The following is a 21,741-nucleotide window of genomic DNA, read 5'->3' on the forward strand; positions in this document are numbered from 1 at the left end:
AGCCTGATCGCGCGGCTGCACGCCGCCTGGAAGAAGGCTGCGCAGACCGCCAATCTTGCGGTCGGCATGCCGGACTACGACACCTACGTCCGCCACCGCCGCGCCGCCCATCCCGGCGAGCCGGTGATGAGCTATGCGGAGTTCTTCCGCGAACGCCAGGACGCGCGCTACGGCTCGGCGGCCAATCCGCGCTGCTGCTGAGGCGAGCCTCTCCCTATACTCGGTGTGAGTCCTTTCGAGCACCGAGCCATGACCCTGCAAGACTTGTTGCGCGCTGACCAACTGGGCATTCGCCTCGAAGTGATGAACGGGCTGTCGATCTGGGAAGCGATGCCGCTGTATGGCCATCAGAAGCATGTCGAACGCATCGCCGGCAGCGTTCGTCCCACGGCTGATGTCGTCGACTGCCAGTGCGTGCATGCGATCGACGTCTACGTGCAGTTCCGCGACGGACTGAAGCGCCCCGACGTGTCGATCTTTTGCCGCGAACCGACTGAAGCGGAAGCCGCGCAAGCACTGACCCTGATTCCCGAGGCGGTCGTCGAAGTGGTCAGCAAGGGCTACGAGGCCAAGGACTTGCAGTTCGCACCGAATTTCTACCTGTCGCAGGGCGTCAAGGATGTGCTGGTCTTCGACCCGGCAACCCTGCTGGTGCTGCATGCCACGGCTGATCGCACCGAACGGCTGGTGTCGCCGGTCACGCGGCGGCTGGGCTGCGGTTGCGAGGTGACCGTCTAGCCCCGCTTGCAACGCTATCCAGCGGCCTGAGGCGGCGGCGGGCGACCTATAGCGCCGGCGCCGCCTGCGTGCGGTGATGAACCAGGATCCGCCGGTACGGCTCCGGGTCCTTGATGTGCACCAGATCGCCTTCGCGCGGGAAGGTCCAGTCGTACAGCCGCGACAGGTAGAAGCGGAATGCGGCGGCGCGCAGCACCAGCGGCCACGCGGCTTTCTCGGCGGCGTTCGGCGGCCGGCAGGCGCGGTACGCGGACAGCAGGGCAGCCGCGTGCGCCTTGTTCAGGCTGCCGTCGGCTTCGGCGCACCAGTCGTTCAGCGTCACCGCCAGGTCGTAGAGCAGCGCGTCGTTGCAGGCGTAGTAGAAGTCGATGACGCCGGTCAGGCGCTCGTCGACGAACAGCACGTTGTCCTTGAACAGGTCGGCGTGGATGACGCCCTGCGGCAGTGCCGCGAGATCGAGCCGGGCCTGCGCGGCCAGTTCGTCGGCGATCAGCGTGCGGGCATCTTCCGGCACCTTCGGCAGCAGCGTTTCGCCGGTGGCGCGCCGCCATTCCACGCCTCGGCTGTTTCCGCAGGTGCCGCTGTAGCTGGCGGTCAGCTTGTGCAGTTCGCCGAGCGCATGGCCGACCGCCGCACACTGCGCCAGCGTCGGGAACAGCACGCTCTGGCCGGTCAGCCGGGCCACGAGAGCGGCCGGCTTGCCGTTGAGGCTCGACAGCGTGCGGCCGTCGTTGTCGGCCACCGGCAGCGCGCTGGCGTAGCCGTGGCGCGCGAGATGTTCCATCAGGCCGAGGAAGAACGGCAGGTCGTCGTAGTTCAGTCGTTCGAACAGCGTCAGCACCCAGCGGCCGTGGCTGGTGTCGACGAAGTAGTTGGTATTCTCGATGCCTTCGCCGATGCCGGTGTAGCCGATCAGCGTGCCGAGATCGTAGTGCCGCAGGAAGGCTTCGAGTTCGGCGTGGCTGACTTTGGTGAAGACGGACATGAGCGGCGTGGGCTTTCGATCGGACGATCGCCGCGCAGTTTACGGAATGCCGCCGTTGCAGGGATGGCCGGCGGAGCCGCCCGGCGGCCGTTGTAAACTGCGGTCGTCCCCGCTGCCGATCGCTCGCCTTGCTGAAGGATCTGATCCACGTCATCCGGCCGCTCGGCATCCTGCTGATGGCATTTTCGGTGGCGTTCCTGCCGCCGATCGGCGTGTCGCTGTATTTCGACGAAGGCGCGCTGCCGGCTTTCCTGGCCGGTGCCGCCGTCAATTTCACGGTCGGCTTCCTGTTGTGGCTCGCCGGCCGCTGGCATCGGCGGGAACTGAAATCGCGAGACGGCTTCCTGCTGGTGGCGCTGATCTGGATGCTGGTCGCCGCCACCGCCACGGTACCGATGATCCTCGGGCTCGGCATGTCGTTCACCGACGCCTATTTCGAGACCGTGTCCGGCGTCACCACCACCGGCGCCACGGTGATCACCGGGCTCGATCACATTCCCCACGCCCACAACCTCTGGCGGCACGAGCTGACCTGGCTCGGCGGCCTCGGCATCATCGGCCTGGCGATGGTGGTACTGCCGCTGCTCGGCGTCGGCGGCATGCAGGTGTATCGCGCCGAAGCCACCGGGCCAATCAAGGACTCCAAGCTGACGCCGCGCTTCGTGCAGACCGCGCGCTCGATCTGGCTGATCTACTTAGGCCTGACGCTGGCCTGCATCGTCGCCTTCCACCTCGGCGGCATGCGCTGGTTCGATGCCGTCTGCCATGCGTTCTCGGTGCTGTCGCTCGGCGGCTTCTCGACCCACGATGCCAGCATCGGCTTCTTCGATTCACCGCTGATCGAAACGATCGCCGCCGTTTTCATGCTGCTGGCCGGCATCAACTTCGCCACCCATTTCGTCTGCTGGCGCGCCCGCTCCCTGCAGCCTTACATGCGCGACGCCGAGATCCGCACCATGCTGCTGCTGGTGGTCGTCAGCAGCCTGGGCCTCGCGCTGTATGTCTGGCTGCTCGGTTTCTACCCGAGTTACTGGACGGCGCTTCGCCATGCCTGGTTCAACGTCGTATCGGTTGGCCTGACCTGCGGCCTGGCCAGCACCGACTACGGCCAGTGGCCGGTGTTCGCCAGCCTCTGGATGCTGATGCTGTCCTGCGTGCTGAGTGCCGCAGGCTCCACCGGCGGCGGCATCAAGATGATCCGCCTGCTGATCCTGTTCAAGCAGAGCGCGCGCGAACTGACCAGCCTGGTTCATCCGAGCGCGGTGTCGACGCTGAAAGTCGGCGGCCAGGTGATTGCCGACCGCACGGTGCTGTCGGTGTTCGGCTTCATCCACCTGTACACGATCAGCATCGTCAGCCTGACCTTGCTGCTGGTGCTGTCCGGCATGGACATGTCGACCTCGTTCAGCGCCGTGCTGGCCTCGATCAACAATGCCGGGCCCGGCATTGGCGTGGTTGGCCCGGCCGGCACTTATCAGACGCTGACCGGCTTCCAGACCTGGACCTGCACGGCCGCGATGCTGATCGGGCGTCTCGAAGTGTTCGTGCTGGTGGTCCTGCTGACGCCGACGTTCTGGAAGGATTGACCGACCCCGCAACGGAAGCGGGCGCGACCTCAGATGAAGGTCAGGCCGACCTGGAACAGCTTTTCGACATCCTTGGTGCGGCGCTTGTCGACGATGAACAGGATCACGTGATCCTCGGCTTCGATCAGCACGTCATGGTGGGCGATGATCACGTCGTCGCCTCGGACAATCGCGCCGATCGTGGTGCCCGGCGGCAGCTTGATTTCTTCGAGCCGGCGGCCGACCACCTTCGAGTTGTGGCGGTCGCCGTGGGCCACCGCCTCGATGGCTTCGGCCGCGCCGCGCCGCAGGCTGTGCACCTTGGCGACATCGCCGCGCCGCACGTGCGCCAGCAGCGCCGACACGGTGGCCTGCTGCGGCGACACGGCGATGTCGATCGCACCGCCTTCGACCAGATCGACATAGGCCAGCCGGTTGATCAGCGACAGCACCCGGCGCGCGCCGAGTCGCTTGGCCAGCATCGCCGACAGGATGTTGGCCTCGTCGTCGTTGGTGACGGCGCAGAAGACATCGGTGTCCTCGATGCTTTCCTCCTCGAGCAGCGCCTCGTTGGCGGCATCGCCGGCCAGCACCACGACGTGGTTCAGCTGCTCGGACAGATAGCGCGCCCGCTCGCCACTGCGCTCGATGATCTTCACCTGCAGCTTTTTTTCCAGCGCCCGCGCCAGCCGCATGCCGATGTTGCCGCCGCCGGCCAGCATGACCCGCTTCACCGGCCGGTCGATCTTGCGCAGCTCGGCCATGATCTTCGGGATGTGCTCGCGGGCGCCGAGGAAGAACACCTCGTCCTCGGCCTCGATCACCGTCGAGCCTTCGGGAATGATCGGCTTGCCGCGCCGGTAGATCGCCGCGACGCGGGCGTCGACACCGGTCGGCAGATGGTTGGGCAGTTCCTTCAGCTCGTGGCCGACCAGCGGGCCGCCGTAGTACGCGCGCACGCCGACCAGCTGCACGCGACCATCGGCGAAATCGACCACCTGCAGCGCGCCGGGGTATTCGATCAGTCGCAGGATCGCCTCGGTGACCAGCTGCTCGGGGCTGATCCGCATGTCGACGCTCAGCGCATCGGGCAGGAACAGCCGGTCTTCCTCGTTGAGGTACTCGGCGGCGCGCACGCGGGCGATCTTGGTCGGCGTGTGGAACAACGTCTGGCTGATCCGGCAGGCCAGCATGTTGGTCTCGTCGCTGTCGGTGACCGCGATGATCATGTCGGCGTCGTTGACGCCGGCGCGGCGCAGCGTGTCCGGATACGAGGCATGGCCGAGCACGGTGCGGATGTCGAGCCGTTCCTGCAGGTGGTTCAGCGCCGCGCGGCTGGCATCGACGACTGTGATGTCATTGGCCTCGCGGGCCAGGTTCTCGGCCAGGGTCGAGCCGACCTGACCTGCGCCGAGGATCACGATCTTCATGCCGGGGAAAAGTGGGGCAGGCTGTTCAAGGCCGCGACGTTACGCCCGGATGTTGCACTGCGCAACTTCTGGTTCGCCGCTGATTGCAAAGGCTTTTCGGTCTAGGCGCAGCGGGTTCGCGCGACGGCTTCCAACCAGCCAGCGTACAGCGCATCGGCACGCGCGGCGTCCATCTGCGGGACGAAGCGCGCCTCGGCGCGCCACAGCGCGGCGATCTCGTCGAGCGAGGCATAGACGCCGGCCGAAAGCCCGGCCAGCTGGGCGGCGCCGAGTGCCGTGGTTTCCACTGTCTGCGGCCGCACCACGGTGACCCGGACGATGTCGGCCAGGAATTGCATCAGCCAGTCGTTGACCGCCATGCCGCCGTCGACACGCAGCTCGGTCGGCGCGACGGCGTCCTTGGCCATCGCCTCGAGCAGGTCGCGGGTCTGGTAGCAGACCGATTCCAGCGCCGCGCGGACGATGTGGGCGATGCCGGAATCCCGCGTCAGGCCGAGGATTGCGCCGCGCGCGCGCGGGTCCCAGTACGGCGCGCCGAGACCGGTGAAGGCCGGCACCAGGTAGACGCCCTGGGTGTCGGGAATGGTGCGCGCCAGCGCTTCGGTCTCGGCCGCCGAGCCGATCAGGTGCACGGCATCGCGCAGCCATTGCACGGCGGCGCCGGCAACGAAGATCGAGCCTTCCAGCGCGTGCGTGGTCTGCCCGCCGAGCCGATAGCCGACCGTGCCGAGCAGCCGGTGCTGGGACTGCACGGCCTGGGCGCCGGTGTTCAGCACCACGAAGCAGCCGGTGCCGTAGGTGCTCTTGATCATGCCCGGCTGGAAACAGGCCTGGCCGACCGTCGCCGCCTGCTGGTCGCCGACCAGGGCGCCGATCGGCACGGCGTGGCCGAGCAGCGACGGATCGGTGCGGCCATAGTCGGCGGCGGAGTCGAGCACCTTCGGCAGCAGGGCGCGCGGCAGCTTGAAGAAGGCGAGCAGCGCGTCGTCCCAGTCGGCCGTGTGCAGGTTGTAGAGCAGCGTGCGCGAGGCATTGGTGGCGTCGGTGGCGTGCACCTTGCCGCCGGTCAGCTGCCACAGCAGCCAGCTGTCGATGGTGCCGAAGGCCAGTTCGCCGGCTTCGGCGCGCGCCCGGGCGCCCGGCACGTGGTCGAGAATCCAGGCGATCTTTGTGGCTGAAAAATACGGATCGAGCAGCAGGCCGGTGCGCACGTTCAGGTGCCGGCCGAGGAAGGCTTCGCTGCGCTCGGCGCAGAAATCGGCGGTGCGGCGGTCCTGCCAGACGATGGCCGGATGGATCGGCTGGCCGCTGGCGCGATCCCAGACCACGGTGGTTTCGCGCTGGTTGGTGATGCCGATCGCGGCCAGCGCGTCGGCCGTCAGCTGCGCATCGGCCAGCGCGCCACGGGCGCAGGCCAGGGTGTCGTCCCAGATGCGCATCGCGTCGTGCTCGACCCAGCCCGGTTCCGGGAACGACTGCGGCAGCTCGCGCTGCGCCACGCCGAGCTTGTTGCCAAGCCGGTCGAAGACGATGGCGCGGGTGCTGGTGGTGCCCTGGTCGATCGCCAGCAAGGCCGAACCGCGTGTCGCTGTGCTCATGGATGCTCCGGTGCGCTGTGCCTGTCGAATGCTGCCGGGCGCACGTTAGCGATCTGCGCCGGCAGAAACAAAAACCGGCGAGCGGGTCGCCGGTTTCTGTTTGCCGCCCGCTGCGATCAGGCGGCCTTGAGCGCCGGGCCCGAGGTCAGCACCGGGCCGGTCGGCTGGCCGGTCGGCGAGCCGCCGACCGGTTCCAGCGACACCGCCAGGGTCAGCTGCGCGCCGCTGACGCCGGCCGGCAGTTTCAGGCGGCCTTCGCCGGCCGTCGGCAGCAGGCCCAGCGACACCGGTCCGGCCTCGGTGATCAGCCACAGCTCCAGGCTGTGCGCGCCGAGCTTCGGATAGGCCCCGCTGGCCACCGCCAGCACTTCATCCGCTGCCGGCCGCACGGCCAGCGTCCACTGCATGTCGGATTCCGGCAGCCGCAGCAGGGACACGTAGATCGGCGCTGGTACCGGCGCCGGTGCTGGGCTGACCGCCGGCGGCGGGGCGACCGCGACCGGGCCGCTGGCCGGCTCGCCCGGCAGCGGCACCCGGGTGCCGATTAGCACCGCCAGCACCACGCCGGCGGCCGTCGCCAGGCCGGCCAGGATGCGCCACGGCGAGGTGGGCGGCGGCACGTCCTTGGTCTGCACCGGCGGCGGCAGCGGGCGGCGGATCGGCGTGACCACGGCGCGTGCGCTGTCGATCTTGTGCTGCAGCGCGAACCAGACCGACGGCGGCGGCGATTTCGGCTCCAGATCCGCTGCCAGGCCGGCCAGTCGCGATTCCCAGAAACGGATCTCGCTGCGCACAGCGGTTTCGCCGCGCGCCAGCCGTTCGAAGCGGTGGCGTGCCCGGCCGCGCAGCGTGCCCAGCACGTACTCGGCCGCCAGGATCTGGCGCAGCTTGGGGTTGTCGTACTTCATCGATGTGCTCGCGCCGCCGTTACCGTTCCAGACATTCGCGCAGGCGGGCCAGCCCGCGCCGCACCCAGCTCTTCACCGTGCCCAGCGGTGCCTTCATCACCACCGCCAGCTCCTGGTGCGTGTAGCCCTCGTAGTACGCCAGCAGCACGCTGCGCTTCTGTTCGTCCTGCAGATCCTGCATGCAGTCGCGCAGCATGCCGAGGCCTTCGCGCTCCACGGCTCGGTCTTCCGGGCTTTCGCTGGCATCGGCAAAGGTCATCGGCGCTTCCTCGCCCTCTTCGGGCATTTCCACTTCCGGCCGCTTCATCCGCAGCAGGTCCAGCGCGCGGTACCGGGCGACGGTCAGCAGCCAGGTCAGCGGCGTGCCCTTGTCCGGTGCATAGGTGTCGGCCTTTTGCCAGACCCGCAGGAAGCAGTCCTGCAGCGCTTCATCGGCCCAATCCCGACGTTTGAGAATACGCAGCAGCAGCGCATACAGATGCGAACTGCAGGCTTCGTACAACTGCGCGAACGCCCGTTGGTCGCCGAGGCCGGTATCGGCCAGCAGGCGAACAAGACGCTCGTTTTCGGCGGTGCTGTAACTCATCAGACGGTCGAACCTGCAGATGTCGTGCGCGCAGCATATCAAGGCGGATCGTCAACTTCGGATGACACTGCAAATGCCGGTGTCGCGGGCAGCGCGTCCTATAATCGCGGCTTCCGAAAACCTGTCCGCCCTTCGAGCCCGTCGTGGTCCCAACCGCCTATCCCGCCACCCGCCCGCGCCGCCTGCGCTCGGCCGCCTTTTCCCGCGAACTGAGCCGCGAGACGCGCCTCGCCGCCGGCCAGCTGATCCAGCCGCTGTTCATCGCCGAAGGTCCGCTGTGCGGCCCGGTGGCCTCGATGCCCGGGCAGGCGCGCCTCGATCTCGACCAGCTGGTCGCCGAATGCCGCGCGCTGGCCGCGCTTGGCGTGTCGGCGGTGGCGATGTTCCCGGTCATTCCGGCGGAGCTGAAGAACGACACCGGCAGCGAGTCGCTGAACCCGGACGGTCTGATCCCGCGCGCCATCAAGCGGGTCAAGGACGCCTGCCCGGAACTGGGCGTGATCGTCGACATCGCGCTCGATCCGTACACCAGCCACGGCCATGACGGCATCCTCGACGAGGCCGGCTATGTCGCCAACGACATCACCGTCGAAGCGCTGCGCAAGCAGGCCGTGGTGCTGGCCCGCGCCGGTGCCGACGTGCTGGCGCCGAGCGACATGATGGACGGCCGGGTCGGCCAGATCCGCGCCGTGCTGGAGCGCGACAACCGCCACAACACGATGATCCTCAGCTACGCCGCCAAGTACGCCAGCGGCTTCTACGGCCCGTTCCGCGATGCGGTGGGCTCGGCTACAGCGCTGAAGGGTGACAAGCGCACCTACCAGATGGACCCGGCCAACACCGACGAGGCGCTGCGCGAAGTCGGCATGGACATCGCCGAAGGCGCGGACATCGTCATGGTCAAGCCGGGCATGCCGTACCTCGACATCATCCGTCGCGTGAAGGACGAATTCCGCGTACCGGTCGCCGCCTATCAGGTGTCCGGCGAGTACGCGATGCTCAAGGCCGCCGCGCAGAACGGCTGGCTAGACGAGAAGAAGGTGGTGATGGAATCGCTGCTGTGCTTCCGCCGCGCCGGCGCCGACATGATCCTCAGCTACTTCTCGAAGCAGGCCGCTGCCTGGCTCAAGGACGCCTGAAGCCGATGGATCGCTACGCTGTCCTCGGCCAGCCGGTCGGCCATTCGAAGTCGCCGCGCATCCACGCGGCGTTTGCCGCCAGCCTCGGCCAGACGCTGCAGTACAAGGCGATCGAAGTCGCCCCCGACGCGCTCGCCGAACGGCTGTCGGCTCTTCACGCCGAAGGCTGGGCCGGCTTCAACCTGACCGTGCCGCACAAGCAGGCCGGCGCCGCGCTGTGCGAAAGCCGCTCGGAAGCCGCAGAAGCCGCCGGCGCGGTCAACACGCTGATCCGTACCGCGACCGGCTGGCATGGCGACAACACCGATGGCGCCGGCTTGCTGCGCGATCTGCTCGCCAACCTCGGCGTGACGGTCAAGGGCAAGCGGGTGCTGGTGCTCGGTGCCGGCGGCGCCGCGCGCGGCATCCTCGCGCCGCTACTCGCCGAAGGCCCGGCGGAGCTGGCGATCTCCAACCGCAATCCGTGGAAGCCGGAAGAAATCGCTGCCGCGTTGAAGCCGCTCGGCAACATCGTGCCGCGCACCCATCTGTCGTTGAAGGGCGACCGCTACGACCTGATCCTGAACGCCACCAGCGCCGGCCACTCGGGTGCGATTCCGCGCCTCCCCCCGAAGCTGTTTGCCGAGGGCGGTGTCGCCTACGACCTGAACTACGGCCAGGCCGCCGTGCCGTTTCTGGTCTGGGCGAAGGGCGAGGGCGCGGCCCGGGTGTCGGACGGCCTCGGCATGCTGGTCGAGCAGGCCGCCGAGGCGTTCCAGCGCTGGCGCGGCGTACGGCCGGAGACGGCTGCTGTGCTGGCCGGCCTGCGGGGCTGATCGAGACTGCCGCGAGGCAGGTTTGCGACGCTGATCGGGGCGGCGGCGTGGCGGGCTCCGGATTCCGGCTTTCGCCGGAATGACAGCAAAAGCATCGTTTCGCGCCTTCGCGCCTTCGCGCCTTCGCGCCTTCGCGCCTTCGCGTCGAGGCGCCCGTCCACGGCCTCAACTCCCGTCGTCATTCCGGCGCAAGCCGGAATCCAGCACGTGCGACCTCAGACCACGACGCTGAACCCGCAGTCGGCCGGCACGAAACGCGCGTAACGGCTCAGTCCGGAAAGGCCGCCAGCGGATCGTCCGGCGGCGCTTGAGATACGGTGGGATCGTCCGGCCGCGCCGTATGAACGGGCGCACCGGCCAGTGCGATTTCGGCGAACGCCAGCCGTTCCTCGGCGCTGCCGAAATCGGCGTCGTCGGGCTGCGTGGAGCCGGGGCCGGCCATCGTGTTCAGTCCTTGATCTTGACCAGAAAGCCGTTGATCGAATTGCTTTCCAGCCGCGCCAGCACGTCCTGCGCGGCGGCCAGGTTCGGCTGCGGGCCGACGCGCACCCGGAAGCGGATGTCGCGTTCGGCCAGGGTCACCTGCTCGATCCGCGACTCGTAGCCGATCAGCGCCAGCTTGGCGCGCTGGCGGTCGGCTTCCTCGCGTGACTTGTAGGCGCCGACCTGCACCAGATACGCGCCCCCTGGGTCGGCCAGTGCTCGGCTGACCTCGGCCGGCGGCGGCTGCACCGGGGCAGGGGCCGGCTTGCCCGGTGCCGGCGCGGCGGCCGGACGCGCGTACTCGCGCGGGATCGCCACCTCGATCTTCGGCAGCTCGTTATAGAAGGTGTAGCGCGGCGGCACCTTGTCTGGCGCGGGCACCGGCGCGGGGGCCGGCTTGCTGCCGTTCTTGCCGGCGACGCTCGCCGCACCGGCATCGTTGCCGGCAGCCGGCTTGGCGGGCTTGCTGTCGTCGCCGTCCAGCAGCGGCTTCAGGCTGGCCTCGTCCTGCGCGGCCTCGCCGAGCCGGGTCTTGTGCTGCGGCCGGTCGATGTAGACGAAGGCGGCTACCACCAGCCCGATCGCCAGGCCGACGATCAGCCAGACCCAGCCGGGCAGTGCCCCACCGCCGCCGCTCCCGCCGTTGCCGCCCCGACGCGGGCCGTTGCCGCCCCGGCCGTTGCCGTTGCGGCCGGCGTTCGGGTTGCGCGGCTTGGCGTAGTCGCGCGCCATGGCCTACATCTTCTCCGGAGCCGACACGCCAAGCAGCGCCAGCCCGTTGCGCAGCACCTGGCCGGTGGCCTGGGCCAGCGCCAGACGGGCGTTGCGCAGCGCGGCGTCGTCGATCAGGAACGGCAGCGCGTGGTAGTAGCCGTGGAAGGCGGCGGCGACATCACGCAGGTACTGGGCGATGACATGCGGCTCCAGATTGGCAGCGGCCGACTGCACGGTTTCCGGGAAGCGGCCGAGCAGCGCCACCAGCGCCACCGCTTCCGGCTCAGCCAGCTGGGCCAGTGCCGTGAAGCCCTGCGCCTGGTCGTACTGCAGGCCGCGTTCGCCGAGCTGGCGCAGCACCGCGCAGACCCGGGCATGGGCGTACTGGATGTAATAGACCGGGTTGTCGTTGGTCTGCGCGCGGGCCAGGTCGATGTCGAAGGTCAGCTGCGAATCGCTCTTGCGGGCAACCAGGAAATAGCGCGTCGCGTCGCGTCCGGCCTCGTCGATCAGGTCGCGCAGGGTCACGTAGGAACCGGCGCGCTTCGACAGCTTCACTTCCTCGCCGCCGCGCATCACGGTGACCATCTGGTGCAGCACGTATTCCGGCCAGCCCTGGGGGATGCCGATGTCCAGTGCCTGCAGGCCGGCGCGCACGCGGGCGATGGTGCCGTGGTGGTCAGCACCCTGTTCGTTGATCACCCGCACGAAGCCGCGCTGCCACTTGGTGACGTGGTAGGCGACATCGGGCACGAAGTAGGTGTAGCCGCCTTCGCGCTTGCGCATCACGCGATCCTTGTCGTCGCCGAAGCCGGTGGTGCGCAGCCACAGCGCGTCGTCCTGCTCGTAGGTATGGCCGCTGGCCTGCAGCGCGGCCACCGTGCTGTCGACCTTGCCTTCGGTGTACAGCGAGCTTTCGAGGTAGTAGACGTCGAAGGCCACGCCGAATGCCTTCAGATCGAGATCCTGCTCGCGGCGCAGATAGGCCACCGCGAAGTCGCGGATCGCGTCGAGATCGTCGACATCGCCCTTGGCGGTGACTGCGCGGTCGTCGGCGGTCACCGTGTCGCCGGCGAGGTAGGACTGGGCGACATCGTCGATGTAGTCGCCGCGATAGCCGTCTTCCGGCCAGCCGGCATCGCCGGGCTTGATGCCGCGCGCACGCGCCTGCACCGACACGCCGAGATTGGCGATCTGGTTACCGGCGTCGTTGTAGTAGAACTCCTTCGACACCTGCCAGCCGGCGGCCGCCAGCACCCGCGCCATGCAGTCGCCGACCGCCGCACCCCGGCCGTGGCCGACGTGCAGCGGGCCGGTCGGATTGGCCGACACGAACTCGACCATCGCCTTGCCGCGGGCGCCGGAGCGGTCGATGCCGAAGGCGTCACCGGCGTTCAGGATCTCGACCACCACCTGCTGCAACGCGCCGGCCGCGAGGAAGAAATTGATGAAGCCAGGGCCTGCGATCTCGACCTTGTCGATGACGCCGCCCTTGGGCAGCGCGGCGACGATCGCTTCGGCGACCGCGCGCGGCGGCTTGCCCAGCGGCTTGGCCAGGGTCATCGCGACATTGGTCGCGAAGTCGCCGTTCTTCTTGTCCTTGGCCGGCTCGACCAGGATGTCGCGCGGCATGGGTACTGCGCTGCCCTCGATCACGGTGGCGACGGCGGCGCGCAGCAGGTCCTGCAATTGGGATTTCATCGGAACGCGTTCAGGCGGCCTTGCGGCCGGGCTTTCAGTGGGAGCAGCACATTGTACGGCGCGGGCTGCCGGGCTCAGACCGGCTCGGCTTCCCAGATCCACGGCCGGCCGCGCGAGTTCGGGCGGTAGCCATCGGCAATGGCGGCCTCGATGCAGCCCTGAAGCCGGTTCGCGAAGCCGATCTCCGACTTCGGCTTGCCCTGGCCGAATTCGACGTACGGGAATTCGACGATCAGCTCGCGGCGCTTGCCGGGATCGGTCGACACCGTCACCGACAGCCCGCCGCAGCCGCCACCGGCGACCGGCCCGCCGACCCAGTGGCGCACCTTCCAGTGGAATTCGTCGTCGTCGATGACGATGACGCCGTGATCCTTGAACGCCGCCATCAGTTCGCCGCCTCGCGACGCTTCACCGCCAGCGGCCCGATCGCCTGACATTCCGGCATCAGCTGCAGGTGGTTGATGTTGACGTGGGCCGGGCGCGAGGCCACCCAGCAGACGGCGTCGGCGACATCGTCGGCCGACAGCGGCTGGGTTCCGGCGTAGACCGCATCGGCCTTGGCCTGGTCGCCGTGGAAGCGCACGGTCGAGAACTCGGTGCCGCCGCACAGGCCCGGCTCGATGTCGGTCGCGCGCACGCCGGTGCCGACCAGATCGGCCCGGAGGTTCAGGGTGAACTGGCGGACGAAGGCCTTGGTCGCGCCATAGGTATTGCCGCCCGGATACGGCCACTCGCCGGCCGTCGAGCCGATGTTGATCACGTGGCCGCGACCGCGCGCGACCATGCCCGGCAGCACCGTGCGGGTCATGGTCATCAGGCCCTTGATGTTGGTGTCGACCATCCGCTCCCAGTCCTCGAGGCTGGCGCGCTGCGCCGGTTCGAGGCCGAGCGCCAGGCCGGCGTTGTTGACCAGCACGTCGATCGCCGCCCAGTCGGCGGGCAGGCCGGCGATCACCGCTTCGATTGCGGCGCGGTCGGTGACATCGAGCGCCACCGGCAGCACGGCGTCGCCCAGTTCGGCGCGCAGCGCGTCCAGGCGATCGGTGCGGCGGGCGGCGGCGATGACCCGATGGCCTTCGGCGACGAAGCGGCGGGCGATGGCGGCACCGAAGCCGGCACTGGCGCCGGTGACGAAGACGATTTTCGATTCCATGGGAGTGCGTGGACAGCGACAGGACCGGCGCGAATTGTGCCCGTTCCCGCAGCGCAGCACGGCTCAGTCGCCGTTAGGCCGGTTGCCCCGATCGCCCTGGTCGTCAAGCGCGGCGGTCGGATCGAGCTGGCGTTGCAGGCTGTGCAGCGCCTCGTCGACCTCGAGGCCGATGTCGTAGCGCAGCCGCAGCGGTGCCGAGCGCCGGCCGTCCGGGGCGATGGCGACGGCGGTCAGCGCCACCGGGCCCGGCAGGTAGAGCGGGCCGCGATAGCGGGCGCTGCCGCTGTCCGGCGGCCGGCCGGTGATCGAGTAGACGATCAGCGCCGCCGGATCGCTGGCGCGCAGCGTCACCGTCACCGGCTGCGGAAACGGCCCGGCAGCGGGATCGGCGGTCAGCCGCAGGGCGGCGCCGTCACCACGCCCGGCCGCAGCGGCATGGCGGGCAAGCGGGCTCGACAGGCCGCTGACCGGGCTGTGCGCGTAGCAGCTCAGCCACTGGCCCGGCGGCAGCGTCACCGTGGTCTGCGGCGGCGTCTGGCGATCGGGATCGCGGCCTTCGCCAGCGCAGTGCAGCCGGGCGTCGGCGGGCGCGGCGCGCAGCTGGTCGCCGTCGCGGACGATGGTCGGCGGCGCGGCGTTCGGCAGCGGCTCGGCACCGGCACGCAGGAAATCGGCGATCACTGCCAGGGTCGCCGGTGCGCGCGCCAGTTCCCGGTGGTCCTGGCCGCCGGCCCAGCCGCGTGCCTCGCGGTTGAAGGCGAGGTTGACCGCGCCGGCCAGCGCCGGGCTGTCGGCGTCCTCGGCCGGGAACAGCGCGTCGTAGCGGCCGGTGCCGTCGTAGAGCGTCATCGTCCGCATCGCGCCGATGGTTTCGCCGCCGGCATTCAGCTGGGCCAGCCACGGGCTGCCGCGATACAGCTCGAAGCTCGACGTGCGGCTGGGGCCGCGCGCGTCCGGCCTGGCCGTCCAGACGCCGTGGTTGGCGCCGGCCACGGCGACGAAGCTGCGCACCTGGTGCCAGCGGTTGCTCTGGGTCAGCCACTGGCGCACGGCGGTGACGCCGAGCGAATGCGCCACGATGTCGAACTGGCGGATCGGCCGGCCGCTCTTCTCGCCGAGATAGCGCAGCACCTCGTCAGCGAAGGCGTCGAGCGTCACGGCGGTGGCGTCGTTGGCATCGAAGCGGGCGGTCGAGGCCCAGCCGTAGCTCGGCGCCCAGAGTTCGTCGTCGTTCCAGCCGGCGTCGCGGAAGCTGCGACGCGCGGCCTCCCAGAAGGTGGCGTCCTCGGTGTTGCCGTGGATGAACAGCACCGGCGTTCGGCTCGGGCTGGCGTTCTCGGCGGCCTCCGGTTGCCGGCGGGCGCCGCCCCAGCCGTAAACCGGCCGGCCGGTGGCCTGGCTCAGCGGCGGCCGGAAGCCATCGGGAAAGGCGCGTTCATGCGGGCGGGGCGGCGGCTCGCCGCCGGTCGCGCAGGCGGCCAGTGCCAGCACCAGCAGCGGTGCAGCGCGCTTCAAGGCGCGAACAGCAGCAGCACGAGGCGCAGCTCGAAATATGGCGAGGCGCTGATCGCCGCCGCTTCCTGCACGCCGCTGAGGCGGGCCGTCTGGCGCAGGCCCGGCAGTTCGTTGTCGGCCGTGCAGGGCGCACTGAGGCAGACGTGGTAGGGCACCGTGAACTGCGAGCCGCGACCGGCCACCGGCAGTGCGGCGCGGACGCTGGCCACGGCGGCGCTGCGGTAGACATAGCTGAAACCGGCGGTGGCGATGCTGTTGCGGATGCCGCGATCGCGGTACTCGCCGGCCACCGGCGCCAGGTAGAACAGGCCGGCCAGGCTGCACTGCGCTGCCGGCACCAGCAGCTTGTTGCAGGCAGTGCTCGGCGGGACCGGCTGGTCGGCGAGGTTCAGGCTGACTTCGTCGTAGCGGTTGCTGCCGAGGCTGCGGTAGTGGCTCAGGCCGGCCTCGGCAAACCAGTGCGGACTGAACTTCCACGCGAAGGTCGCTTCCAGGTTGACCACGCTGGCCGGCTTCGACGGCGTCAGCCCGCCGTAGGCGGTTTCCGAGGCGGCGCTGTTGATCTGCAGCGCGGCGGTGGCGTCGATCGACAGCCGGCCGAACCAGTCCTGGTGGTGTGACAGCTGCGGCATCACGCTCCAGTAGCGGGTGCCCGGGTTGAGCAGCGAATCGCGCTGGAAGCTGCCGACTGGCGCTTTCACCGTCAGCGTGTACAGGCCATTGCCGTGCAGCGGGCCGCGGTGATACGGCCGGCCGTAGACGCCGGCCAGCAGGAACAGGTCGCCGAAGCCGCTGCCGCGCGAGGTCTGGCCGAATTCACGCGACAGATCGTTGATCGCGCCGCTGGCCGACTGCCGGCCGGCGGTGCCGATCACCCGCAGCACCTGGTTGCGGTCGTCGAAGAACGGCAGGCCGCTGTCCTCGAACAGGTTGCCGATCCACAGGTAGCGTCCCAGCAGCAGCGTGGCGCTGATCGACTCGCCCGGCGCGATCGCCGCGTTGCCGAGCGGCACCTTGTGGCCGTCGGCGTCCCAGATCCGGTCGATTGCGCTATGCACCGCCGTGGTGTCGAGGTAGGCGCCGGGCGGCAGCACGGCGTATTCCGAGACATGCGGGGTGAACACGATCGCGGCCTGCGCCGGCGCGGCCAGCAGCAGGCCGGCACCCGCCAGCTGCCACCTCACGGCTGTGCCCGGCTGGCGCGCGGCTGCCAGCGCAGGCGCAGCAGCACGCTGTCCGACGCATAGGTCCGGGCGTTGCCGAGGCCATCGACGACGTCGCTGCCGTTCGCGGTCGGCCGGCAGCTGCCGAGCGCCCCGCAGCCGGCGGGCTGCTGCAGGTATGGCACGGTGATGCGGCCGCTGTCGCCGGCCAGCGGCCGCGTCCAGGCCAACGACAGCCATAGCTGCGGCGTCAGGAAGGCGCCAAGGCCAAGCTGCAGACGCTGCTCGCGGCTGCCGGTGTCGCGCAGCGGTGCGGGGTCGGGGAAGCTGTCCTGCAGCGGGCCAGCTGCGGGCGGCTGTGCGCTGCTGCGGATCCGGCGGTACTCGTTGGCGCTGCCGTCTCGGCGGTAGTACGACACCTGGGCGTGGACGTTCCGCCACAGCCGCTGGGCCAGCGTGGCGTCGAATTCGAGATCACGGCCAGCCTGGGTCGGCGTCTGCGCGTTGAAGGCCGGTTCCTGGTCGGCCTCGTACCAGCGCAGCCGCAGGCCGGCGTCCAGCCGCAGGCCGCGCAGCTGGGGGTTCTGTGCCTGCCAGTGGCCGCCCAGCCGGACGCCCCAGGCGAACACGCCGCCGCCGGCATTGTTCGGCGCGGCCGGGTCCTGCGCACCGATCGGCACCCGCAGCTCGCCGAGCAGGATCAGCGACAGCGGCGTGGCGCTGCGGCTGCGCCAGTCCTGCGAGCCGAACAGCACCGGGCCGAAGGCGAGGTCAAGGTCGTGGATGCCGGACTTCGACGCCGGCGCGCCGTCGGCCACCGCAGCGGCGCCGAGCGGTCCGCGGGTCGCGGTTTCGGCATAGCCGAACATCGCGCGGGCGGTCCACAGCCGAGACGAGACGAACGGCAGGGCTTCGGCTTCGAACAGCGGGAAATGGTTTTCGAGGTCGACCGTGACCTGGGTCAGCGGAAACTCGCTGCCGGGTCCGTAGGCGGGCGCTACGCCCGGCTGGCGCTGGCCGTCGGCACCGAAGCTGCGGTCGCGCGGGTCGTGCAGCAGGCTCAGGCCGACGGTCAGGCCGGGGTGCCGGGCCAGGTAGCGGCCGCTGTCGAGCAGCAGGTCGGGATGGGCGGCCAGCGGTCCGCAGACCAGCATGCCGAGGGCCGCCAGCGCGGCGCGGGCCCGGACCGGCGTCGGCATCAGGCCACGTTTCCGAATCGGCCGGTGTCCTGCAGCATCGCGCGGTACTGCTCGCGGGCTTCGGTCTTCAGCACCTTGCCGACCGCGCTGCGCGGCAGCGACGGCACCACGACGAAGGCGGCCGGAATCTTGTAACCGGCCAGCCGCTGGCGCAGTGCCGCGCGCAGCTGGGCCTCGTCGTACGGCAGTCCGGGGTGGCGGACCACGAAAGCGATGCCGACCTCGCCCCAGCGGGCGTCGGGCCAGCCGAACACGCAGGCCTCGGCGATCTCCGGCGATTCCAGCACGGCGGCCTCGATTTCCGACGGATAGATGTTCTCGCCGCCGGAGATGTAGAGATCCTTGAGCCGGCCGCGGATGGTGATGCGCCCGGCGGCGTCGCGGCGGGCGAGGTCGCCGGTGTGCAGCCAGCCGTCGCGGAACGCGGCGGCGGCATCATGTGCGCCCCAGTAGCCGGCGCAGATCTGTGGGCCGGACAGGCACAGTTCGCCGACTTCGCCGTCGTCGGTGCGGCTGCCGTCGCCGCGCCGGACGTCGACCCGCACGCGCGGCATCGGCAGGCCGACCGCCTGCGGGTTGTCGACCGCCGGATCGCCGCCGAGGAAGCAGTTGACGCCGGCCTCGGTCATGCCGAAGCCGCAGCGGAAGCGGATGCCGCGCCGCAGGTAGCGGTCGCAGAGCGTCTGCGGGCAGGGCGCGCCGCCGGACAGCGCCATGCGCACCGAGGACAGGTCGGCGCTGGCGAACCCCGGGTCATCGGCCAGCGCCGCGAACATGGTCGGCACCATGAACAGGATCGTCGCCCGGTGGGCGACCGCCTGCTGCAGGTAGTCGGCCGGATCGAAGCGCGGCACCAGCACCACGGTGCCGCCGACCCGCAGCAGCGGCAGGCTCAGCACGTTGGCGGCCGCGTGGAAACACGGCGTGGCCTGGATCACGACATCGCCCGGCCGCAGCGCCCAGGCCTCGGCGCTGTCGTCGGCGTTGCCGAGCGTCTGCCGGTATGGCAGGCAGGCGCCTTTCGGCGCGCCGGTGGAGCCGCCGGTGAACAGGATCATGTGGATGTCGTCGAGCCCCGGCGCGTCGCCGGCCGGCGGCTGGGCGGCGGCCGGAACGTCGGCGAGCCAGCGCTCGTAGTCGGCCAGGCGCAAGGTCGGCAGGCCCAGCGTGGCGGCAACGGCTTCGGATCCGGCGTCGACCAGCAGCAGCTTCGGTGTCACCTGCGCGACCTGGGCCGCCAGTTCCGCCGGGCCGAGACGGATGTTCAGCGGCACGGCGATGACGCGCGCCATCGGCGCGGCGATCAGCAGGTCGAAGTGGGCGATGTGGTTCTGGCTGAGGATCGCCACCCGGTCGCCGCCGCCAATGCCGCGCTCGTGCAGGCGCCAGGCCAGCCGGCGGGCGCGGAACGCCAGATCCCGGTACGTCCAGACCTGGTCACCGGCACGGATCGCCGCATGCCCGGGCAGGGCAAGGCGCGCGAAGCCGATGACATCGGGTCGGGACATGGGGCGGATCGACGAAAAGGGAAACAAACGTACTGATGATACGGATGCCCCCGCCGGCCAGCGACTTGAACGCGCTGTCGGATGCCCCGGCCGCCCGCCGCGATCAGCGCGGCGCGATGCCGCGCGCGATCAGGTCCATCACGCCGTCGACCACGTCCGGCCCCGGCACCTGCTTCTGCCACAGGCACCAGCGCATGCCGATGAAGTGGCCGATGCCCATGATCGACCAGGCTCGGGCTACGGCATTGCCGGGCGCCAGTTCGCCGCGACCGGTCGCCTCGGCGAGGTCTTCGGCATAGCTTTCGGCTAGCCGCTCGTAGTACTCGCGGAACACTGCCTCGTCGACGAACTGGGATTCCTGGACGATCCGGTAGAGGCCGGGATGGGCGTGGGCGAACTCGAAGAACGCTTCCAGGCCGCGGCGCTCGGCGGCCACGCGGTCGCGGATGCCTTCGATGGCCAGTGCCATGTGCTTGCGCAGCCGCGAGCCGATGTCCCGGACCAGGGTCAGGAAGATCTCGTCCTTGGAATGGAAGTACAGATAGAAGGTGCCCTGGCCGACGTCGGCGCGGGTGGTGATCGAACTGACCGAGGCGACGTGGAAGCCTTTTTCGCCGATTTCGATTTCCGCAGCGGCCAGCAGCTTGCGACGGGTGGCTTCGCCCCTGGCAGTGACGGGGGTGAGTTCCTTGTTGATGGTCACGGGAAATGCACTCTTTTTTGGAGCGGTAGTGGTCAGAATACGCTACGAAGCCGACGCTCGCCGTGAACGGACGATGAAAACATGCGGCGGTTCACAGCTGGATTGCAGTGTGCGGCGGCGCCGGCCGCAGCAGCGGTCCGGCGGCGGCTTTCGGCAAGCCGCTTTCGTGCCGGTCAGCTGTTGTCGCCGGTACGCCGGCCGTCGACCGCCGCCAGTTTCAGCCGCTCGCCGGTGCTGCGCGGCGCCGGCCCCCGGCGCACTTCGCCGTGCCGGCGCAGGCCCTGTTCCTTGAGCCAGAACAGGCAGTCCTCGAAGGCCCGGGAAATGCGCGTCTGCAGCCGGATGCGCTCCAGTTTCGGCCAGGTGGCGCGTTCGCCGTCACGGATGAAGCTGGCGATCGCCGCCTGCGAAGGATTCGAGAACATCCGCATCAGCTGGGTCGGCGACTGTTTCGGGAACACGCTGATGTCACCGCTGTAACGCTGCTGCAGCACGTCGTTGAGCATGTCGACGATGCGGCCCGGCACCGCCGCGCCGACGTAGTTGCGGGTCAGCTTCAGGACATCGCGGGTCGCTGTGGTGGCGACGTGCTGCACGACATCGGCAACCGAGCGGCGGCGCGGGTTCTGCTCGCGCATGAACGGCACCACATGCGGATTGGTCTGGCTGACGATGTAGTGGTTGACGTTGTGCAGGCGGGCCAGGCGCAGCATCGGCAAATCGTTGGCGATCGAGCCGTCGACCCAGCGCTTGGAGCGCATGTACGGGTGCTTGACGCCGTCAAAATCCAGCGCGTCGAGCATTACCGGCGGGAACACGCCCGGCACCGCGCAGGAGGCCAGCACGGCCGACTGCACGGTGACGTTCGGCGCCGTCAGGTAGTTCAGCAGGCGGGCCGACTGGTGGGCCTCGGCCGGCGATACGGTGACGCCGAGGATGCGCCGGGTACGCTCGAACGCCTGGATGAAGCTGCCCGGCGAGATGTTGCGTTCGAGGCAGTTGAGCAGCTGGCGCGGGTCCATCAGCGCGCTGCCGGCCAGCACCTGACGCAGGCTCACGGTCTGGAACGCCTGCAGGCTCAGGGACTCCGGGTCGAACATCGCCGGCAACTCCTCGTCGGTGCGGGTGCCGACCATGCTGGCGATGATGGCGCCGGCCGAGGAACCGGAGATCACGCGCGGCAGCACGTTGGCTTCCGACAGCGCCTTGATGACGCCGAGGTGGAACATGCCGAGCGTCGCCCCCCCGGACAGCAGCAGCGCCGAACGGCCGAAGCTGGTGCCGGTGCGCTTGAAGAACAGGATCTTCTCGTCATTGGAGAAATCCGGAAAATCGCCGACGCAGACGTAGTCCAGGCAGCGCGCCGATTCCTCGATGTATTCCTCGACCAGCTTCTTGGTGCCGACCCGCGCGTAGGCGTACAGCACCGGGTCAGCCACGTTGCCAAGGTTGCCGTGCAGGCCCTCGGCGAGCTGGAACACCAGCTGCCGCACTTCGCCGGACTTGCGCAGCTCGCGCAGCGTGTTGAGCCGCTCCTTGATCAGCAGATAGTCGTAGTCATCGCTCATCTCGTCCTGCTTCCAGGCGTCCGCGCCTTCCAGACGGTCGAGCGCGGTGGCGATTTCTCGCCATTCGGCATAGCTCGTGGCCTGTTCGAGGTCCCGCTGGTAGGCGGCAATCAGCTTCTTGGACATGCGCGATCGCGACTTTTCGGAAGGCCGGAGTATGCCATTGCGCAGTGCAGCAATCGGGGCGGTCGGCGCCGCTGCGGGCGACCACCTGCGCCGTCCATCGGCTGTCGAGATTTTGTGCTGCCAGCAAACTGTTGCCGTTGGCGT

21 protein-coding genes are annotated in these 21,741 nt (G+C 69.5%); 5 read left to right on the forward strand and 16 right to left on the reverse strand.

The features are described 5' to 3' along the window. The first annotated feature begins 3 nt into the window (after nucleotides 1-3). Both ACTIGJ_RS10150 and ACTIGJ_RS10155 read left to right on the forward strand, forming a co-directional pair. Complete coding sequence (locus tag ACTIGJ_RS10150; protein ID WP_439640244.1) at nucleotides 4-201, forward strand: YbdD/YjiX family protein; 198 nt, start codon at nucleotides 4-6, stop codon at nucleotides 199-201. Between the two features lie 48 nt (nucleotides 202-249). Beyond that, entirely contained in the window at nucleotides 250-738 is a 489-nt protein-coding gene (locus tag ACTIGJ_RS10155; RefSeq protein ID WP_439640193.1) for a Uma2 family endonuclease, read from the forward strand. Nucleotides 739-784: 46 nt separating this feature from the next. Here ACTIGJ_RS10155 and ACTIGJ_RS10160 read toward each other — a convergent pair whose 3' ends face one another. Next, nucleotides 785-1,723, reverse strand: a complete 939-nt coding sequence (locus ACTIGJ_RS10160) for a homoserine kinase (RefSeq protein WP_439640194.1) — start codon at nucleotides 1,721-1,723, stop codon at nucleotides 785-787. A 131-nt stretch (nucleotides 1,724-1,854) separates the two neighbouring features. Here ACTIGJ_RS10160 and ACTIGJ_RS10165 point away from each other — a divergent pair, with 131 nt between their 5' ends. Continuing rightward, on the forward strand, nucleotides 1,855-3,309 hold the full coding sequence (locus tag ACTIGJ_RS10165; protein ID WP_439640245.1) for a TrkH family potassium uptake protein: 1,455 nt from the start codon (nucleotides 1,855-1,857) through the stop codon (nucleotides 3,307-3,309). Nucleotides 3,310-3,338: 29 nt separating this feature from the next. Here the strand turns inward: ACTIGJ_RS10165 and trkA are convergent, their stop codons facing one another. The 4 genes from trkA to ACTIGJ_RS10185 all read right to left on the reverse strand — a co-directional run bounded on the left by trkA (nucleotide 3,339) and on the right by ACTIGJ_RS10185 (nucleotide 7,810). Beyond that, nucleotides 3,339-4,718: a Trk system potassium transporter TrkA gene (gene trkA, locus ACTIGJ_RS10170; protein ID WP_439640195.1), complete on the reverse strand. Its 1,380-nt coding sequence runs from the start codon at nucleotides 4,716-4,718 to the stop codon at nucleotides 3,339-3,341. Between the two features lie 101 nt (nucleotides 4,719-4,819). Further along, entirely contained in the window at nucleotides 4,820-6,316 is a 1,497-nt protein-coding gene (glpK, locus tag ACTIGJ_RS10175) for a glycerol kinase GlpK (RefSeq protein WP_439640196.1), read from the reverse strand. A 116-nt stretch (nucleotides 6,317-6,432) separates the two neighbouring features. Continuing rightward, on the reverse strand, nucleotides 6,433-7,224 hold the full coding sequence (locus tag ACTIGJ_RS10180) for an anti-sigma factor (protein ID WP_439640197.1): 792 nt from the start codon (nucleotides 7,222-7,224) through the stop codon (nucleotides 6,433-6,435). A 19-nt stretch (nucleotides 7,225-7,243) separates the two neighbouring features. Further along, nucleotides 7,244-7,810 (reverse strand): sigma-70 family RNA polymerase sigma factor, encoded by a 567-nt coding sequence (locus ACTIGJ_RS10185; protein WP_439640198.1) that lies wholly within the window; start codon nucleotides 7,808-7,810, stop codon nucleotides 7,244-7,246. A 143-nt stretch (nucleotides 7,811-7,953) separates the two neighbouring features. Between ACTIGJ_RS10185 and hemB the strand changes: the two genes are divergently transcribed. Together hemB and aroE are read left to right on the forward strand one after the other, a co-directional pair. Next, nucleotides 7,954-8,949, forward strand: coding sequence for a porphobilinogen synthase (gene hemB / locus ACTIGJ_RS10190; RefSeq protein ID WP_439640199.1), 996 nt, complete (start codon nucleotides 7,954-7,956; stop codon nucleotides 8,947-8,949). Between the two features lie 5 nt (nucleotides 8,950-8,954). Then, a complete protein-coding gene (gene aroE, locus ACTIGJ_RS10195; protein WP_439640200.1) occupies nucleotides 8,955-9,764 on the forward strand; it encodes a shikimate dehydrogenase in 810 nt (269 codons plus the stop codon). Between the two features lie 268 nt (nucleotides 9,765-10,032). Here the strand turns inward: aroE and ACTIGJ_RS10200 are convergent, their stop codons facing one another. The 11 genes from ACTIGJ_RS10200 to ACTIGJ_RS10250 all read right to left on the reverse strand — a co-directional run bounded on the left by ACTIGJ_RS10200 (nucleotide 10,033) and on the right by ACTIGJ_RS10250 (nucleotide 21,597). Next, nucleotides 10,033-10,206: a hypothetical protein gene (locus tag ACTIGJ_RS10200; RefSeq protein WP_439640201.1), complete on the reverse strand. Its 174-nt coding sequence runs from the start codon at nucleotides 10,204-10,206 to the stop codon at nucleotides 10,033-10,035. A 5-nt stretch (nucleotides 10,207-10,211) separates the two neighbouring features. Continuing rightward, nucleotides 10,212-10,979 carry an SPOR domain-containing protein gene (locus ACTIGJ_RS10205; RefSeq protein WP_439640202.1) on the reverse strand — a complete coding sequence of 256 codons (768 nt, stop codon included), beginning with the start codon at nucleotides 10,977-10,979 and terminating at the stop codon, nucleotides 10,212-10,214. 3 nt (nucleotides 10,980-10,982) lie between these two features. After that, nucleotides 10,983-12,662 (reverse strand): arginine--tRNA ligase, encoded by a 1,680-nt coding sequence (gene argS, locus ACTIGJ_RS10210; RefSeq protein ID WP_439640203.1) that lies wholly within the window; start codon nucleotides 12,660-12,662, stop codon nucleotides 10,983-10,985. A 74-nt stretch (nucleotides 12,663-12,736) separates the two neighbouring features. Further along, nucleotides 12,737-13,048, reverse strand: coding sequence for a hypothetical protein (locus ACTIGJ_RS10215; RefSeq protein WP_439640204.1), 312 nt, complete (start codon nucleotides 13,046-13,048; stop codon nucleotides 12,737-12,739). Then, the gene (locus tag ACTIGJ_RS10220) at nucleotides 13,048-13,815 is read right to left on the reverse strand and encodes an SDR family NAD(P)-dependent oxidoreductase (RefSeq protein WP_439640205.1); all 768 of its coding nucleotides are present in this window, start codon (nucleotides 13,813-13,815) and stop codon (nucleotides 13,048-13,050) included. Before ACTIGJ_RS10220 ends, ACTIGJ_RS10215 begins: the two co-directional genes overlap by 1 nt. Before the next feature lie 63 nt (nucleotides 13,816-13,878). After that, nucleotides 13,879-15,330: a chitobiase/beta-hexosaminidase C-terminal domain-containing protein gene (locus tag ACTIGJ_RS10225; RefSeq protein WP_439640206.1), complete on the reverse strand. Its 1,452-nt coding sequence runs from the start codon at nucleotides 15,328-15,330 to the stop codon at nucleotides 13,879-13,881. Then, on the reverse strand, nucleotides 15,327-16,514 hold the full coding sequence (locus ACTIGJ_RS10230; RefSeq protein WP_439640207.1) for a transporter: 1,188 nt from the start codon (nucleotides 16,512-16,514) through the stop codon (nucleotides 15,327-15,329). The genes ACTIGJ_RS10225 and ACTIGJ_RS10230 overlap by 4 nt, the downstream gene beginning before the upstream one ends. Beyond that, entirely contained in the window at nucleotides 16,511-17,692 is a 1,182-nt protein-coding gene (locus ACTIGJ_RS10235) for a transporter (protein WP_439640208.1), read from the reverse strand. Before ACTIGJ_RS10235 ends, ACTIGJ_RS10230 begins: the two co-directional genes overlap by 4 nt. Then, nucleotides 17,692-19,200 (reverse strand): class I adenylate-forming enzyme family protein, encoded by a 1,509-nt coding sequence (locus ACTIGJ_RS10240; RefSeq protein WP_439640209.1) that lies wholly within the window; start codon nucleotides 19,198-19,200, stop codon nucleotides 17,692-17,694. The genes ACTIGJ_RS10235 and ACTIGJ_RS10240 overlap by 1 nt, the downstream gene beginning before the upstream one ends. A 103-nt stretch (nucleotides 19,201-19,303) precedes the next feature. After that, nucleotides 19,304-19,903, reverse strand: a complete 600-nt coding sequence (locus tag ACTIGJ_RS10245; protein ID WP_439640210.1) for a TetR/AcrR family transcriptional regulator — start codon at nucleotides 19,901-19,903, stop codon at nucleotides 19,304-19,306. Nucleotides 19,904-20,076: 173 nt separating this feature from the next. After that, nucleotides 20,077-21,597, reverse strand: a complete 1,521-nt coding sequence (locus ACTIGJ_RS10250; RefSeq protein ID WP_439640211.1) for a DUF3336 domain-containing protein — start codon at nucleotides 21,595-21,597, stop codon at nucleotides 20,077-20,079. Between the last annotated feature and the right edge of the window lie 144 nt (nucleotides 21,598-21,741).

Source organism: Nevskia sp. (genome assembly GCF_051860985.1).
Classification (GTDB): Bacteria; Pseudomonadota; Gammaproteobacteria; order Nevskiales; family Nevskiaceae; genus Nevskia.